12 protein-coding genes are annotated in these 14,829 nt (G+C 68.9%); 9 read left to right on the top strand and 3 right to left on the bottom strand.

Features of this window, described 5'->3' with window-relative positions:
- Positions 1-13 precede the first annotated feature (13 nt).
- From kdpB to J2Y49_RS18055, 4 genes are read left to right on the top strand one after another with little or no spacing between them, the layout of a single operon-like run.
- Positions 14-2,134 (top strand): potassium-transporting ATPase subunit KdpB, encoded by a 2,121-nt coding sequence (kdpB, locus tag J2Y49_RS18070; protein ID WP_310116258.1) that lies wholly within the window; start codon positions 14-16, stop codon positions 2,132-2,134.
- Positions 2,135-2,147: 13 nt separating this feature from the next.
- Positions 2,148-2,723, top strand: coding sequence for a potassium-transporting ATPase subunit KdpC (gene kdpC / locus J2Y49_RS18065; RefSeq protein WP_310116256.1), 576 nt, complete (start codon positions 2,148-2,150; stop codon positions 2,721-2,723).
- Positions 2,724-2,754: 31 nt separating this feature from the next.
- On the top strand, positions 2,755-5,508 hold the full coding sequence (locus J2Y49_RS18060) for a sensor histidine kinase KdpD (RefSeq protein ID WP_310116255.1): 2,754 nt from the start codon (positions 2,755-2,757) through the stop codon (positions 5,506-5,508).
- On the top strand, positions 5,505-6,218 hold the full coding sequence (locus tag J2Y49_RS18055) for a response regulator transcription factor (RefSeq protein WP_310116253.1): 714 nt from the start codon (positions 5,505-5,507) through the stop codon (positions 6,216-6,218). Before J2Y49_RS18060 ends, J2Y49_RS18055 begins: the two co-directional genes overlap by 4 nt.
- 7 nt (positions 6,219-6,225) lie before the next feature.
- Here the strand turns inward: J2Y49_RS18055 and J2Y49_RS18050 are convergent, their stop codons facing one another.
- Positions 6,226-7,290: an ornithine cyclodeaminase gene (locus tag J2Y49_RS18050; protein ID WP_136701796.1), complete on the bottom strand. Its 1,065-nt coding sequence runs from the start codon at positions 7,288-7,290 to the stop codon at positions 6,226-6,228.
- A gap of 19 nt (positions 7,291-7,309) precedes the next feature.
- Positions 7,310-8,260, bottom strand: coding sequence for an arginase (rocF, locus tag J2Y49_RS18045; RefSeq protein ID WP_310116250.1), 951 nt, complete (start codon positions 8,258-8,260; stop codon positions 7,310-7,312).
- Between the two features lie 138 nt (positions 8,261-8,398).
- On the opposite strand from rocF, the gene J2Y49_RS18040 reads away from it, so the two are divergent.
- The 3 genes from J2Y49_RS18040 (at position 8,399) to J2Y49_RS18030 (ending at position 10,715) form a co-directional block, all read left to right on the top strand.
- On the top strand, positions 8,399-8,842 hold the full coding sequence (locus J2Y49_RS18040) for an Lrp/AsnC family transcriptional regulator (RefSeq protein WP_014189061.1): 444 nt from the start codon (positions 8,399-8,401) through the stop codon (positions 8,840-8,842).
- Positions 8,843-9,022: 180 nt separating this feature from the next.
- Complete coding sequence (locus tag J2Y49_RS18035) at positions 9,023-9,877, top strand: transporter substrate-binding domain-containing protein (protein ID WP_310116247.1); 855 nt, start codon at positions 9,023-9,025, stop codon at positions 9,875-9,877.
- 34 nt (positions 9,878-9,911) lie between these two features.
- The gene (locus J2Y49_RS18030) at positions 9,912-10,715 is read left to right on the top strand and encodes an alpha/beta hydrolase (RefSeq protein ID WP_310116245.1); all 804 of its coding nucleotides are present in this window, start codon (positions 9,912-9,914) and stop codon (positions 10,713-10,715) included.
- A gap of 39 nt (positions 10,716-10,754) precedes the next feature.
- Here J2Y49_RS18030 and J2Y49_RS18025 read toward each other — a convergent pair whose 3' ends face one another.
- Positions 10,755-11,102 (bottom strand): DUF1289 domain-containing protein, encoded by a 348-nt coding sequence (locus tag J2Y49_RS18025; protein WP_310116244.1) that lies wholly within the window; start codon positions 11,100-11,102, stop codon positions 10,755-10,757.
- Between the two features lie 325 nt (positions 11,103-11,427).
- On the opposite strand from J2Y49_RS18025, the gene ccoG reads away from it, so the two are divergent.
- Positions 11,428-12,918, top strand: coding sequence for a cytochrome c oxidase accessory protein CcoG (gene ccoG, locus J2Y49_RS18020; protein WP_310116243.1), 1,491 nt, complete (start codon positions 11,428-11,430; stop codon positions 12,916-12,918).
- Between the two features lie 271 nt (positions 12,919-13,189).
- Entirely contained in the window at positions 13,190-14,686 is a 1,497-nt protein-coding gene (locus tag J2Y49_RS18015) for a PLP-dependent aminotransferase family protein (RefSeq protein WP_310116242.1), read from the top strand.
- The last annotated feature ends 143 nt before the right edge of the window (positions 14,687-14,829 follow it).

Below are 14,829 nucleotides of genomic sequence, written 5' to 3'. Positions count from 1 at the left end.
CGGGAACGATCCCATGCACGCCAATAACAAACGGTCCGGCCGCACACCAGCAAGATCGGCGGCGAGCACGCTGCTCGACCCCGCCATCCTGCTGCCGGCCATCGGCGGTTCCTTCGCCAAGCTCGCCCCCCGCCAGATGATCCGCAACCCGGTGATGTTCTGCGTCGAGGTGGTGGCCGCGCTGACCACCCTGCTGGTCCTGCGTGACGCGATCACGGGGGCCGGCGTGAGCGGCTTCGCAATCCAGATCGTCGTCTGGCTGTGGTTCACCCTGGTCTTCGCCAACTTCGCCGAGGCGGTGGCCGAAGGCCGCGGCAAGGCCCAGGCCGCCAGCCTGCGCAAGACCCGCACCGAGACCACCGCCAAGAAGCTGGAAAACGGCACGATCCACAGCGTGCCCGCCACCGCGCTCAAGACCGGCGACCTCGTGCTGGTGGAGGCCGGCGACATCATTCCGTCCGACGGCGAGGTGGTTGAGGGTGTCGCGTCGGTCAACGAGGCCGCCATCACCGGCGAATCCGCCCCCGTCATCCGCGAAAGCGGCGGCGACCGCTCCGCCGTCACCGGCGGCACACAGGTGATCTCCGACCACATCAAGGTCCGCATCACCGCCGCCCCCGGCTCCACCTTCCTCGACCGCATGATCTCGCTGGTGGAGGGCGCCCAGCGCCAGAAGACGCCCAACGAGATCGCGCTGAACATCCTGCTGGCCGGATTGACCATCGTCTTCGTCATCGCGGTGGCGACGATCCCCAGCTTCGCCGCCTATGCCGGCGGGTCGGTCGGCGTGCTGGTTCTGGTGGCGCTGTTCGTCACGCTGATCCCCACCACCATCGGCGCGCTGTTGTCTGCCATCGGCATCGCCGGCATGGACCGTCTGGTCCGCTTCAACGTGCTCGCCATGTCCGGCCGCGCGGTGGAAGCGGCGGGCGACGTCGACACGCTGCTGCTCGACAAGACCGGCACCATCACGCTCGGCAACCGTCAGGCCGCCGAGTTCCTGCCGGTCGCCGGTGTCGGCGAGCAGGAGTTGGCCGACGCCGCCCAGCTCGCTTCGCTGGCCGACGAGACGCCGGAAGGCCGCTCCATCGTCGTGCTCGCCAAGCAGGAGTACGGTATCCGCGCCCGCGCCATGGAGGAGATGCAGGCGATCTTCGTTCCCTTCACCGCCCAGACCCGCATCAGCGGCATTGACACCGGCGGCACGGTGATCCGCAAGGGCGCGGTCGACGCGGTGCTTGCCCATGTGAACGGAGCGCAGCGCGTGGCGGTCTCCGGCGGTCGGGGCGTGACGACCTTGCATCCGGGGGCCAGCGCCGCCGAGCGCGAACTCCTCGCCCTTGCCGAACGGGTCGCCAAGTCCGGCGGCACGCCGCTGGCGGTGGCGCGCGACGGCCGGCTGCTCGGCATCATCCACCTGAAGGACATCGTCAAGGGCGGCATCCGCGAGCGCTTCGCCGCCCTGCGCCAGATGGGCATCCGCACGGTGATGATCACCGGCGACAACCCGATGACCGCCGCCGCCATCGCCGCGGAGGCCGGGGTGGACGACTTCCTCGCCCAGGCCACCCCGGAAGCCAAGCTGCAGCTGATCCGTGACGAGCAGGCGAAGGGCAAACTGGTCGCCATGTGCGGCGACGGCACCAACGACGCCCCGGCGCTGGCCCAGGCCGATGTCGGCGTGGCGATGAACACCGGCACGGTGGCGGCGCGCGAGGCCGGCAACATGGTCGATCTCGACAGCGACCCGACCAAGCTGATCGAGATCGTCGAGATCGGCAAGCAGCTGCTGATGACCCGCGGCGCGCTGACCACCTTCTCCATCGCCAACGACGTGGCGAAGTATTTCGCCATCATCCCCGCCATGTTCCTCGCCTTCTATCCGCAGCTCCAGGCGCTGAACGTGATGGGGCTGCACAGCCCGGAAAGCGCCATCCTGTCGGCGATCATCTTCAACGCGCTGATCATCGTCGCTCTGATCCCGCTGGCTTTGCGCGGCGTGCGCTACCGCGCGGTGGGCGCCGCCTCCCTGCTCCGCCGCAACCTGCTGATCTACGGGTTGGGCGGGCTGGTGGTGCCCTTCGCCGGCATCAAGGCCATCGACCTGACCGTCACCGCCCTCGGGCTCGTGTAAGAGGACCCCACCCATGTTGAAGGAACTGCGTCCCGCCCTGGTGATGACCGCCGCGCTGGCGGTCGTCACCGGCCTCGCCTACCCGCTCGCCGTCACCGGCATTGCCCAGGCCGTCTTCCCGCATCAGGCCAACGGCAGCCTGATCGAACGGAGCGGAACGGTGATCGGCTCCGAACACATCGGGCAGAACTTCACTGCCGACCGCTACTTCCACCCGCGCCCTTCGGCGACCGCCGAGACCTCCTACAACGCCGCCAGCTCGGGCGGCTCCAACCTCGGCCCGACCAGCAAGGCGCTGGTCGAGCGCGTGCAGACCGAGACCGAAGGGCTGAAGGCGGAGAATCCCGGCAAGCCGGTCCCGGTGGATCTGGTGACGGCCTCGGGCAGCGGCCTCGACCCCGACCTGTCGCCGGCCGCCGCCGACTTCCAGGTGCCGCGCGTCGCGAAGGCCCGCGGCCTGTCGGAGGACGCCGTGCGCAAGCTGGTCGCCGACACCACCGAGCCGCGACCGTTGGGTCTCCTCGGAGAGCCGACCGTCAACGTGCTTGCGCTCAATCTAGCCTTGGACAGGGCCGCAACGGCCCGCTAGAGATCCGGCGGAGCGGTGGAGGCGGAACCGGATGACCGACGACCAGGGCGGGCGCGACCAGCGGCCATCGCCGGACGCGCTGCTGCGGCAGGCGGAGCGAGAGGGGCGCGGGCGGCTGAAGATCTTCCTCGGCGCCGCCCCCGGCGTGGGAAAGACCTTCGCCATGCTGTTGACCGCCCAGGCCAAGCGGCGCGACGGCGCCGACCTCGTCGTCGGCGTGGTGGAAACCCACGGCCGCGCCGACACCGAGGCGCTGGTCGCCGGGCTGGAGGTCATCCCCCGCCGCACCGTCCGCCACAAGGGCCATGCGCTGGCCGAAATGGACCTGGACGCCATCCTCGCCCGCCGGCCGAAGATCGTGCTGGTGGACGAGCTGGCCCACACCAACGCCCCCGGCAGCCGCCACGCCAAGCGATACCTCGACGTTCAGGAACTTCTGGATGCCGGCATCGACGTCTACTCCACGCTGAACATCCAGCATGTCGAAAGCCTGAACGACGTCGTCGCCAAGATCACGCGCGTCCGCGTGCGCGAAACGGTGCCGGATTCCGTCATCGACCGCGCCGACGACATCGAGGTCATCGACATCACGCCGGAGGACCTGATCCAGCGCCTGAAGGAGGGCAAGGTCTATGTCCCCCGCACGGCGGAACAGGCGATCCGCCATTACTTCTCCCCCGGCAACCTGACTGCGCTGCGCGAGCTGGCGCTGCGCCGCACCGCCGACCGGGTGGACGAACAGCTGCTCACCCACATGCAGGCCCACGCCATTTCCGGCCCCTGGGCGGCGGGGGAGCGGCTGCTGGTCTGCATCGACCAGGATGCCAGCGGCGGCGCGCTGGTCCGCTACGCCCGCCGGCAGGCGGAGCGGCTGCGCGCCCGCTGGGGCGCCATCCATGTCGAGACCAGCGGCGACCTCCGCCTGAGCGAGGCGGAGCGCGACCGCATCGCCGACACGTTGCGCCTTGTCGAACGGCTGGGCGGGGAGGCGGTGACGATCCCCGGCCGCGATGTCGCCGACGCGGTGGTGGAGTATGCCCGCGCCAACAACATCACCCATCTCGTCATCGCCAAGTCGGGCCGCCCGCGCTGGTCGGAGTTTCTGCACGGATCGGTGGCGCACAGCCTGATCCGCCGGGCCGGCGACATCAGCGTCCACGTCATCGCCGCCGCCAACCCCGGCGCCAATCCCGGCGACGTGGTGCCGCCCAAGACGGTGCGCACCGAAACGGATGGGCGATGGTCCTTCCACGGCCTGCCCTATCTGGCGGCCACCGGCTATGTCGCGGCGGCGCTGGGACTGGGCCACCTGCTGCATCTGGCGCTGGGGCTCAGCAACATCGCGCTGGTCTTCCTCACCGCCGTTCTCGCCAGCGCCGTCACCGGCGGGTTGGGGCCGTCGCTCTATGCCTGCGTCGCCAGCGTGCTGGCCTTCAACTATTTCTTCCTGCCGCCGCTCTACACATTCACGATTTCCGATCCCGAGAACATCGTAGCATTGCTGGTCTTCGCCGTCGTCGCGGCCATCGCCAGCAACCTGACCGCCCGCGTCCGCGCCCAGGCGCTGACCGCGCGCCAGCGCGCCAAGACCACCGAGGATCTCTATCAGTTCAGCCGCAAGCTGGCCGGCGTCGTCACGATGGACGACCTGCTGTGGGCCACCGCCTATCAGATCGCGGCGATGCTGAAGGTGCATGTCGTCCTTCTCATGCCCGACGGCGACAAACAGGGAGAGCGCCTGACCGTTCGCGCCGGCTACCCGCCAGAGGATGTGCTGGAGGAGGCCGACCTCGCCGCCGCGATGTGGAGCTGGCAGAACAACAAGCCCGCCGGCCGCGGCGCCGACACGCTGCCCGGCGCCCGCTGGCTGTTCCTGCCGATGCGGACCGGTCGCGGCACGGTGGCGCTGGTGGGGGTCGATACCGGCGGCGGCGAGCGTGGCCGGAAAAGCGGCCTGCTCTCCCCCGACCAGCGCCGGCTTCTCGACGCCCTCGGCGATCAGGCGGCGCTTGCCATCGAACGGGTGATGCTGGCCGAGGATGTCGACCGCGCCAAGCTGGCGGCGGAGACCGAACGGCTGCGCTCCGCCCTGCTCACCTCGATCTCGCACGACCTGCGCACGCCGCTGGCCTCCATCCTGGGATCGGCCACCAGCCTGACCCGTTACGGCACCACGCTGGACGAAGCCGGGAGGCTCGATCTCGCCACCAACATCCAGGAGGAGGCGGAACGGCTGAACCGCTTCATCGCCAATCTGCTGGACATGACGCGCCTGGAATCGGGCGCGGTCCGCCCGCGCAGCGGCCCGGTCGATCTGTCGGAACTGGTCGGCAGCGCGCTGGAGCGCACCGGGCGAATCCTCGCCGGCCACAGCGTGGAGGTGGACCTCGCCCCCGACCTGCCGATGGTGGATCTCGATCCCGTGCTGTTCGAACAGGTGCTGTTCAACCTGCTGGACAATGCGGCCAAATACGCCCCCGTCGGCAGCCGGGTGACGGTGCGGGCCAGACGGCTGGGCGATGCGGTCGAAGTCCAATTGATGGATGAGGGCAACGGCATCCCGCCCGCCGATGTGGACCGCATCTTCGACAAGTTCTACCGTGTGCATGCCCAGGACCGGCAGCGCGCCGGCACCGGGCTGGGGCTGGCGATCTGCCGCGGCTTCGTCGAGGCGATGGGGGGCACCGTCACCGCCGGCAACCGCCGCGACCGCTCCGGCGCCGTCTTCACTCTGACCATTCCCGCCGCGGCCGACCTGCCGGCCCTGGAGGACAGCAGCTTATGACCCAGCCCTCCGCCCCCTTGCGCGTCCTGGTCGTCGACGACGAGCCGCCGATCCGCCGCTTCCTGCGCACCAGCCTGTCGGCCCAGGGCTACGACATCGTTGAGGCGGAGGACGGCGATGCCGCGCTGAAGGAAATCCGCCGCCGCGCGCCGGACCTTCTGGTGCTCGACCTCGGCCTGCCGGGCATCGACGGTCTGGAGGTGATCCGCCGCCTGCGCGGCGCGGAGCCGGGTTCACCCGGCACCGCCCTGCCGATCATCGTTCTGTCCAGCCGGGTGGACGAGGCCGGCAAGGTGGAGGCGCTCGACCTCGGCGCCGATGATTACGTCACCAAGCCCTTCGGCATGGACGAGCTGCTGGCCCGCATCCGCGCCGCCCTGCGCCACCGCCTTCAGCGCCAGGGCGAGCGCCCGGTCTTCCGCAGCGGCGACCTGACGGTCGACCTCGTCCGCCGCATCGTCACCGTCCGCGGCGCGGAGGTGAAGCTGTCGCCGCGCGAATACGACCTGCTGCGCCTGCTGGTCGCCCATGCCGGCAAGGTGCTGACCCACCGCATGATCCTGAACGAGGTCTGGGGCGGCGAGACCGACATCCAGTACCTGCGCATCTACATCCGCCAGCTGCGCCAGAAGATCGAGGCCGAACCCGACCGCCCGCAGCATATCCTGACCGAAACCGGCGTCGGCTACCGGCTACGGGCGGGGGAGTGAGGGGAGGTCACGCCGCCTCCCCCACCGGGGCCGGCTTGGCGGCGCGCAGGATCATGCCGAACAGGTCGCGCGGCTCGTCCGGGTCGGCCAGCATGTCCAGATTCTCGTACAGCCCCGTCCCCGCCACCTTGTCGCGGACATAGCGCAGGGCGGAGAAGTCCTCCGTCGCGAAGCCGACCGAATCGAACAGGGTGATCTGCCGCGCGTCGCGCCGGCCGACCGCCTGACCGGTCATCACCGTCCACAGTTCCGTCACCGGATGGTCGGGGGCCAGCTGCTGGATCTCGCCCTCGATCCGCGTCTGCGGCGGATACTCCACGAAGATGTCCGACCGCAGCAGGATGTCGCGGTGCAGTTCCGTCTTGCCGGGACAGTCGCCGCCGACCGCGTTGATGTGCACGCCGGCTCCGACCATGTTGTCGGTCAGGATGGTCGCATACTGCTTGTCCGCCGTGACCGTGGTGATGATCTGCGCGCCCTCCACCGCTTCCTCGGTCGATTTGCACGCCGTGATTTCGAATCCCTGGTCGCGCAGGTTGCGCACGCATTTCTGCGTCGCCGCCGGATCGATGTCGTAGAGCCGCAGCTTGCCTATCCCCAGCAGCGCCTTGAAGGCCAGCGCCTGGAACTCCGCCTGGGCGCCGTTGCCGATGATCGCCATGCAGGTCGCATCCTTCGGCGCCAGATGCTTGGCGGCGACGGCAGAGGTGGCGGCGGTGCGCAGCGCCGTCAAGATGGTCATCTCCGTCATCAGCACCGGATAGCCGTTGCCGACATCGGCCAGCACACCGAAGGCGGTGACGGTCTGACGCCCCTCCCGCGTGTTCTTCGGATGGCCGTTCACATATTTGAAGCCATAGGTGCGGCCGTCGCTGGTCGGCATCAGCTCGATCACGCCCTCCGCGCTGTGGGAGGCGACGCGCGGCGTCTTGTCGAAGCTCTCCCAGCGGCGGAAATCCTCCTCCACATAGGCCGACAGCTCGGTCAGGAAGCGCTCCACGCCGATGTGCAGCACCAGCTTCATCATATGATCGACGCTGACGAAGGGAACGAGGTTCAGGTTCGGGATCATTGTCTAACGCTCCAATCGGTCAGAAGCTTCGGGTCGGGTAATCGAGAACGCGGCGCCCCATCAGGCTCGCCAGCAGTTCCACCATCAAGGTCGCGGTGCGCCCGCGCTCGTCCAGGAAGGGGTTCAGTTCCACCAGATCGACGCTGCTGACCATGCCGGTGTCGTGCAGCATCTCCATCACCAGATGCGCCTCGCGGAAGGTGGCGCCGCCGGGGACCGTGGTGCCGACGCCGGGGGCGATGCCGGGATCGAGGAAATCGACGTCCAGGCTGACATGCAGCAGCCCATCCGCCTCGACCACCCGCTGCAGGAACGGGCGAAGGAGGGAGACGATCCCATGCTCGTCGATCTTGCGCATATCGTGCACGGTGATGCCGGAGGTCTCCAGCGCCCGCCGTTCGGCCGGATCCACGCTGCGGATGCCCATCATGCAGACATTGTGGGGGTCGAGCCGCGCCGGCGGCGACGGGAAAAAGCCGTCGAAGCCGGCGCGGCCGGTGGCATAGGCCATCGGCACGCCATGCAGGTTGCCGCTCTCCGTCGTCTCCAGCGTGTGGAAATCCGGGTGCGCGTCCAGCCACAGGACGAACAGCGGACGCCGCATCTCGGCGGCACGCTGCGCCAGCCCGGTCAGGGTGCCGGCGGCAAGGCTGTGGTCGCCGCCCATGAAGATCGGCATGGCGTCCTGCCCGGCGCTCGCCTCATACGCCACCTTCGACAGCGCGGCGGTCCAGCCCGCCACCTCCGGCAGCAGCTTCAGCGCCGCGTTGCCATGCGCCATCGGCTTCTGTGGCACAGGTGCCACGTTGCCGAGGTCGGCGACGCTGTGCCCCAGCTCGGACAGCGCCCGCGCAATGCCCGCGGTCCGGTAGGCGCTCGGCCCCATCTCGCAGCCGAGGCGCCCCGCTCCGTCCTGCACCGGCACGCCGACCAGCCGGCACTGCTTCGTCTTTGTCTTCTGGTAGGACATTGTTCGGTCTCTTGCCTGTTCCTCTCACCAGCAAATCACAGGCGCGTGGCGGAACGGACAGGGCAATTTGACAATAGTCGCCATCCGGCCTACCAAACTGAACAGCCAAGCTTACCAAACTGGCGGAAACCGGTGAATATGACCCTGGACCAGCTGGACGAGAAGCTGATCACCCTGCTGCGCCATGACGGACGCCGCAGCATTTCCGACCTCGCCATCGAACTGGGCGTGTCGCGGGCGACGGTGCGCGGGCGGATGGAGCGGCTGGAGGCGTCCGGCATCATCATCGGCTACACCGTCATCCTGCGCGCCGACACGGTGGAGGCACCGGTGCGCGGCATCATGCTGATCGAGGTGGAGGGGCAGGCCACCGACCGGGTGGTGCGCACGCTCAGCGGCTTCCCCGAAATCATGGAGATCCACAGCACCAACGGACGCTGGGACCTGATCGTGGAGCTTTCCGCCGCAAGCCTGCCGGAATTCGATGCGATCCTGCGCCGCATCCGCCTGATCCCCGGCATCACCACCAGCGAGACGAACCTTCTGCTGAACACCCCGCGCAGCACCCGCGCCCGTCTGTAGGCCTTTCCCGCCCACGAACAGTCAGCGGTTCCAACGGGCTGCGCCATGGAAACGCAGGGGCTCCCGCCATCGCGGGGGTGACGGCCGGCGGAGGCCTGCGCCAAAGTCCGGGCGCTTCGCTGACGGCAAGGGGGCGGACAGCCGGTGCCGGGCAGCACAATGAATGGAAGGAACAAGCCGATGAAGAAGATCCTTATGGCGCTGGTGCTGGGTGCGCTGGCGACCGGGACCGCCGGCGTCACCATGGACCACCCCGCCGCCGCCAAGGACGCGAAGAAGATCCGCATCGCGTCGGAAGGCTCCTTCGCCCCGTGGAACGGCATGGATTCGTCGGGCAAGCTGGTCGGCTTCGAGATCGACCTCGCCTGGGATCTGTGCAAGCGCATGGAAGCGGAGTGCGAACTGATCGCCCAGGATTGGGACGGCATGATCCCGTCGCTGCAGCAGGGCAAGATCGACGCCATCATGGCCGGCATGACCATCACGGACGAGCGCAAGAAGGTCATCGCCTTCGCCGGTCCCTACGGCACCGAACAATCGACCTTCGCCGTGATGAAGTCCTCCAAGCTGAACGGTGCAGCCTTCGGCGCCGAGCGCATCGACCTCGCCGACGAGGCCGGCAGCAAGGCCGCGCTCGCCAAACTGGCGGAGCTGCTGAAAGGAAAGGCGGTGGGCGTGCAGGTTTCGACCATCCAGGTCGATTTCCTGGAAAAGCACCTGCCGGACGTGACGGTGCGCAGCTACGACAAGATCGACAACGCCGCCATCGACCTGTCCTCCGGCCGGGTGGACGCCATCTTCGGCGACCGCTCTCCCATCGAGGCGATCATCCGCAGCATGGGCAAGGACAGCATGACGCTGGTCGGGCCGACCATGACGCGCGGCGTGCTGGGCGAAGGCATGGGCGTGGGGCTGCGCAAGGCCGATGCCGACCTGAAGGCGCGCTTCGACAAGGCGATTGGCGAGGCAAATAAGGACGGCACCATCGCCAAGCTGAGCCAGCAGCATTTCGGCTACGATGTTTCGGTGAAGTGACGCCGATGCCGATCGACCGCAGCCGATGGATGACATGACCACGCAGCCTCAGCAGCCCGCCGTCCGTGACGAAGATGATTTCATCCAGGTCGATGGCGGCCGCCTGTACGTGAAGGAATGGAGGCCGGACACCCCGGACGGGACCGCCCTTCCCCCGATCCTGCTGTTCCACGACTCCCTCGGCTGCGTCGATCTGTGGCGCAGCTTCCCCGCCCGGCTCGCCGCGGCGACGGCAAGGCGGGTCATCGCCTATGACCGGCTGGGATTCGGCCGCTCCGACCCGCATCCCGCACGCCTCGCCCTCGACTTCGTGGCGGCGGAGGCGCGGACCGTCGTGCCGGATCTGCTGGACCGGCTCGCGGTCGGCGATTTCGTCGCCTGCGGCCACAGCGTCGGCGGCGGCATGGCGGTGGAAACCGCGGCATTTTTTCAGTCGCGCTGCAATGCCCTGGTCACCATCGCCGCCCAGGCCTTCGTCGAGGACCGGACGCTCGACGGCATCCGCGTCGCCGAACAGGGCTTCCGGGATTCGGCTCAACTCGCCCGGCTGGCGAAATACCAGGGCGACAAGGCCCGCTGGGCGGTCGATGCCTGGACCGGAGCGTGGCTGTCGCCCGAATTTGCCGGCTGGACGCTGGACGCCACGCTGGCGGAAATCCGCTGCCCGGTGCTGGCGCTGCATGGCGACCGGGACGAATATGGCTCCCAGGAACACCCCGCCCGCATCGCCGCCGGGCGCGGAACGGTCCATATGCTTCCCGGCATCGGCCACGTCCCGCACCGGGAATGCGAGGACACGGTGGTCGAGGCGATCAGGGCCTTCCTTGCGCGAGGCTGACGCTCGCCGGCAGTGTCACAGCGGCCCCTGAGCGCAGCCTCAGCCCGACCCCGCCATGGCGTCGCGCTCGGCCCGCAAGGCGGCGAGCTTCGTCTCCAACTTGCCGATCTTCCGGTCGAGCTTGCGCAGACGCTTGCGCGGCGCCTTGACGTCCGCCGCCGTCGCCGTCACGGCCTGCATTCCCTGCCTGATCCGCTCGTTGATGGCCGCCTTGGCGGCGTCGCTCAGCCGTTTCCAGCCCTTCACCTCGGCCTTGGTGCGGTGGCAGCCCAGGCAGGCCCCCTGCCCGCCGAAGCGGCAGAGCCCGATGCAGGGATTTCCGGTGTCCTTGGCCGTCACGCCGTCTTTCGCTTTCCTGCCGCCCAACTTGAACTTGATGATGCTCATCGCGCCTGCCGCATGATCGCTTCCCTGCGAGCACAATGTGCATCGGGATGCCGGTTCGGCAATGGTCGCGCAGGCATAACGGTTATCCGTACAATGAAGGCATACAGCCTCACGGCATTGCGTATTGTATGGATTTTTCGGCCTTGCCCGCCCGCATTCGGTGCGACAAACCACCGCAGATGCCCACTCCAGCCTAGGGGAGGCCGGCGATCCGCTTGAAGCAATCCGGTCAATCATCCATACAAACGGCATCGCCGAGAGGCCGCCGCTCCATACGCTTTGCTGGAACGCGGCGGCCTGACGGTTCCTTCGTGCCAGGTGCCCCATGCCCAGCGATGCGCCGATCATCACCCGCCGTCCAGGCGACTCCAAGGACCACTCTTCCGCCACGGCCGAACCGCAATCCGCCTACGCCTCCCACCGCAAGATCCATCCCAAGGCGGTGCGCGGGCGATATCGGCGGGTGAAGACGTGGCTCGGCGCGGCGCTGCTGGCGCTGTTCGCCCTGCTGCCCTTCCTGCGCTGGGACCGCGGGCCGGGCGTCCCCGATCAGGCGGTGCTGTTCGATCTCGGCAGCCAGCGCTTCTACATCTTCGCGCTCCAGCTGTGGCCGCAGCATGTCTATTACATCACCGGGGTGATGATCATCGCCGCCATCGGCCTGTTCCTGGCGACGGCGCTGGGCGGCCGGGTCTGGTGCGGCTTCACCTGCCCGCAGACGGTGTGGACCGACCTGTTCGTCTGGGTGGAACGGCGGGTGGAGGGCGACCGCACCGACCGCATCCGGCTGGACAAGCAGTCCTGGACCGCGCGCTGGCTGGCGAAGAAGGCGGTCAAGCATGCGGCATGGCTGGCGATCTCCGGCGTCACCGGCTTCCTCGGCATCGCCTATCTGACCGACGCGCCGACGCTGGCGGTCGATCTGCTGCGCTTCGACGCCCCGGCGCTCGCCGCCGGCTCCGTCCTGTTCATGGCCGGCTGCACCTATCTGATGGCCGGCTTCATGCGCGAACAGATGTGCTTCTACGTCTGCCCCTGGCCGCGCATCCAGGCCGCCATGCTGGACGAGGACAGCCTCGTCGTCACCTATCAGGACTGGCGCGGCGAGGGACGCGCGCCCCTGCGCAAGAGCGAGGGGTGGGACACCCGCACCCACAAGGGTCTCGGCGATTGCATCGATTGCGGCCAGTGCGTCCAGGTCTGCCCGACCGGCATCGACATCCGCGACGGCATCCAGATGGAGTGCATCGGCTGCGGCCTGTGCGTCGATGCCTGCAACGACGTGATGGCGCGCATCGGCCGCCCCGGCGACCTGATCCGTTTCGACACCCTCACCGCGCAGGCGGCGAAGGCCACCACCGCCCCGCCGCCGCGCTACCGCCTGCTGCGGCCGCGCACCATCGTTTACGGCCTGATGCTGGTGGTGGTCGGCGGCGCGATGGCCATCGCCCTGGCGCTGAAGCCCAGCAACGACATCGCCGTGCTGCGCGACCGGGCGCCGCTGTTCGTGGCGCTCAGCGACGGGCGCATCCAGAACGCCTACACCATCAAGATCGCCAACATGTCGCTGGAAGACCGTCACTACCGCCTGACCCTGTCCGGCCTGCCGCAAGCCAGCCTCAGCCTGTCCGGCGAGAGCGGAGAGGCCGGCGAACTGGCGCTGTCGGCCCGCGGCAACGCGGTGGAGACCTACCGCATCCAAATCCGCGTGCCGCAATCGGCCCTGGCCGGCGCCTCTACCCCGCTCGCCTTCACGCTGACGCCTGAGCCTGCCGGCGAACCGGTCCGGCACGACAGCGTGTTCCTCTCTCCCTAACCACGGCGATCGAATTTGGGCGCAACCTTCCAAAAAATGCCCCTCTCCCCTTGCGGGAGAGGGGTTGGGGTGAGGGGAAGCTAACCTCTGACTCCCAGTGGCTTATAGGCGCCTGCCCCCCTCATCCCGCCCCACAAGGGGAGAAGGGCTTTTTAGGAGTGCCGCGTTCCGCTCCGCACTTTCCTCGTCGCTTGCGGCGGGGCCAGCGGAACGCGCATATGATGCGGACAACGCCGCAGGGTGCGGGCCAAGGAAACGGTCAGGAAAATCCATGCAATCCGATATCCCGGCCCGTATAGCCGAAGCCTCCGATCCGGCGGAGCAGTCCGGCTCCGGCATCTGGCAACCGGATCTGGCGAACCGCAACAAGCCGGTCTATCTCGCCATCGCCGACGCCATCGCCGACGATGTCCGCAGCGGCCGGCTGGCGTCGGGGCACCGGATGCCGCCGCAACGCGCGCTCGCCGACCGGCTGGGGCTGGACCTGACCACGGTCAGCCGGGCCTATGGCGAGGCGCGGCGCCGAGGGCTTCTCGACGCCCGCGTCGGCCAGGGCACCTTCATCAGCGCGCAGGCCGGCATCAGCACCCAGGCCGGCATCGCGCCGAATGCGCCGCCGCCCACCACCGTCCGGCGGGAGGCTGCGCCGGTCATCGACATGACGATGAACCAGCCGCCCCTGCCCGACGCGCCGGAGTTGCTGGACCGCGTGCGCCAGGGTCTGGCCCAGGCGATGCTGCGACTCGACCCGCAATTCCTGCTTCGCTATCCCGACACCGCAACGGCGGCCGGGGGTTTGGAGGAGGATCGCGCGGCGGGCGCCCATTGGCTGTCCCGGCGGCTCGGTGCGGTGGACGCCGGCCGGATCGTCGTCTGTCCCGGCACGCAAAGCGCCCTGCTGGCCCTGCTGAGCATGCTGACGCGCCCCGGCGACACCGTCTGTACGGAGGCGCTGACCTATCCCGGCTTCAAGGCCATCGCCGGACAGCTGGGGCTGCGGGTGGTCGGGGTGGCGATGGACGGCGACGGGCTCGATCCCGACGCCCTGCGCGCCGCCGTGGAGGTCCATGCGCCGAAGGCGCTCTACTGCACCCCCACCCTGCACAACCCGACGACGGCGACCCTGCCGGCGGATCGCCGCGCCGCCATCGCCGCCATCGCCCGCGACCACGGTCTCCCGATCATCGAGGACGACATCTACGGCGTGCTGCCGCAGGATGCGCCGCCGCCCATCGCAACGCTGGCGCCGGACATCACCTTCCATGTCACCGGTCTGGCGAAATGCGTGGCGCCGGGCCTGCGCATCACCTATGTCGCGGCACCCGATGCCCGGCAGGCGATGCGGCTGGCCGCCGCCCAGCGGGCAACCATGCTCGGCACCCCGCCGATCCCCGCAGCGGTCGCCACGCAATGGATCGGCGACGGCACCGCCGACGCGCTCCTCGCCGCCATCCGGGCTGAGGCGACGGTCCGCCAGCGCATGGCGCGCGATCTGCTGCCGCCATCCGCAATCACCGCCCACCCGGAGGGTTTCCACCTGTGGCTCCGCCTGCCGCCGGCCTGGACGCGCGGGGAGTTCGCCGCCCATCTGCGCAGCCGCGGCATCGCCGCCGCCGTCAGCGACACCTTCCTGACCGCCGGCCCCACCCCCGAAGCCCTGCGTATCTGCCTTGGCGCCCCGGTCACACGCGCTGACTGCCGCCACATGCTGGAAATCCTGGCCGACACGCTGGAGCAGAGCCCGGCCTTGGCCGGCATCGTGATCTGAGAAGCCACTCTTTCGAACTTTCAGTGGTCAGCGGCTTCGCCCGACCTTAGACTTCGGCGTCGTCTCCACAACCCCGTCCGCCCCCAACTCCGTCCGTGTCCCGGCCTTGCGCCGGCCCCGTCGCCATGGCTTTGCCCATGCTG

This window comes from Azospirillum sp. BE72 (assembly GCF_031455875.1).
GTDB lineage: Bacteria > Pseudomonadota > Alphaproteobacteria > Azospirillales > Azospirillaceae > Azospirillum.
The sequence above is the reverse complement of the archived record's forward strand: the minus strand, read 5'-3'. Positions and strand labels throughout refer to the sequence as shown.

Excerpts from the sequence above, each read along its gene's own strand:
- kdpB (WP_310116258.1), top strand. The coding sequence starts at position 14 with ATGCACGCCAATAACAAACGGTCCGGCCGCACACCAGCAAGATCGGCG.
- kdpC (WP_310116256.1), top strand. The coding sequence starts at position 2,148 with ATGTTGAAGGAACTGCGTCCCGCCCTGGTGATGACCGCCGCGCTGGCG.
- J2Y49_RS18060 (WP_310116255.1), top strand. The coding sequence starts at position 2,755 with ATGACCGACGACCAGGGCGGGCGCGACCAGCGGCCATCGCCGGACGCG.
- J2Y49_RS18055 (WP_310116253.1), top strand. The coding sequence starts at position 5,505 with ATGACCCAGCCCTCCGCCCCCTTGCGCGTCCTGGTCGTCGACGACGAG.
- J2Y49_RS18050 (WP_136701796.1), bottom strand. The coding sequence starts at position 7,290 with ATGATCCCGAACCTGAACCTCGTTCCCTTCGTCAGCGTCGATCATATG.
- rocF (WP_310116250.1), bottom strand. The coding sequence starts at position 8,260 with ATGTCCTACCAGAAGACAAAGACGAAGCAGTGCCGGCTGGTCGGCGTG.
- J2Y49_RS18040 (WP_014189061.1), top strand. The coding sequence starts at position 8,399 with ATGACCCTGGACCAGCTGGACGAGAAGCTGATCACCCTGCTGCGCCAT.
- J2Y49_RS18035 (WP_310116247.1), top strand. The coding sequence starts at position 9,023 with ATGAAGAAGATCCTTATGGCGCTGGTGCTGGGTGCGCTGGCGACCGGG.
- J2Y49_RS18030 (WP_310116245.1), top strand. The coding sequence starts at position 9,912 with ATGACCACGCAGCCTCAGCAGCCCGCCGTCCGTGACGAAGATGATTTC.
- J2Y49_RS18025 (WP_310116244.1), bottom strand. The coding sequence starts at position 11,102 with ATGAGCATCATCAAGTTCAAGTTGGGCGGCAGGAAAGCGAAAGACGGC.
- ccoG (WP_310116243.1), top strand. The coding sequence starts at position 11,428 with ATGCCCAGCGATGCGCCGATCATCACCCGCCGTCCAGGCGACTCCAAG.
- J2Y49_RS18015 (WP_310116242.1), top strand. The coding sequence starts at position 13,190 with ATGCAATCCGATATCCCGGCCCGTATAGCCGAAGCCTCCGATCCGGCG.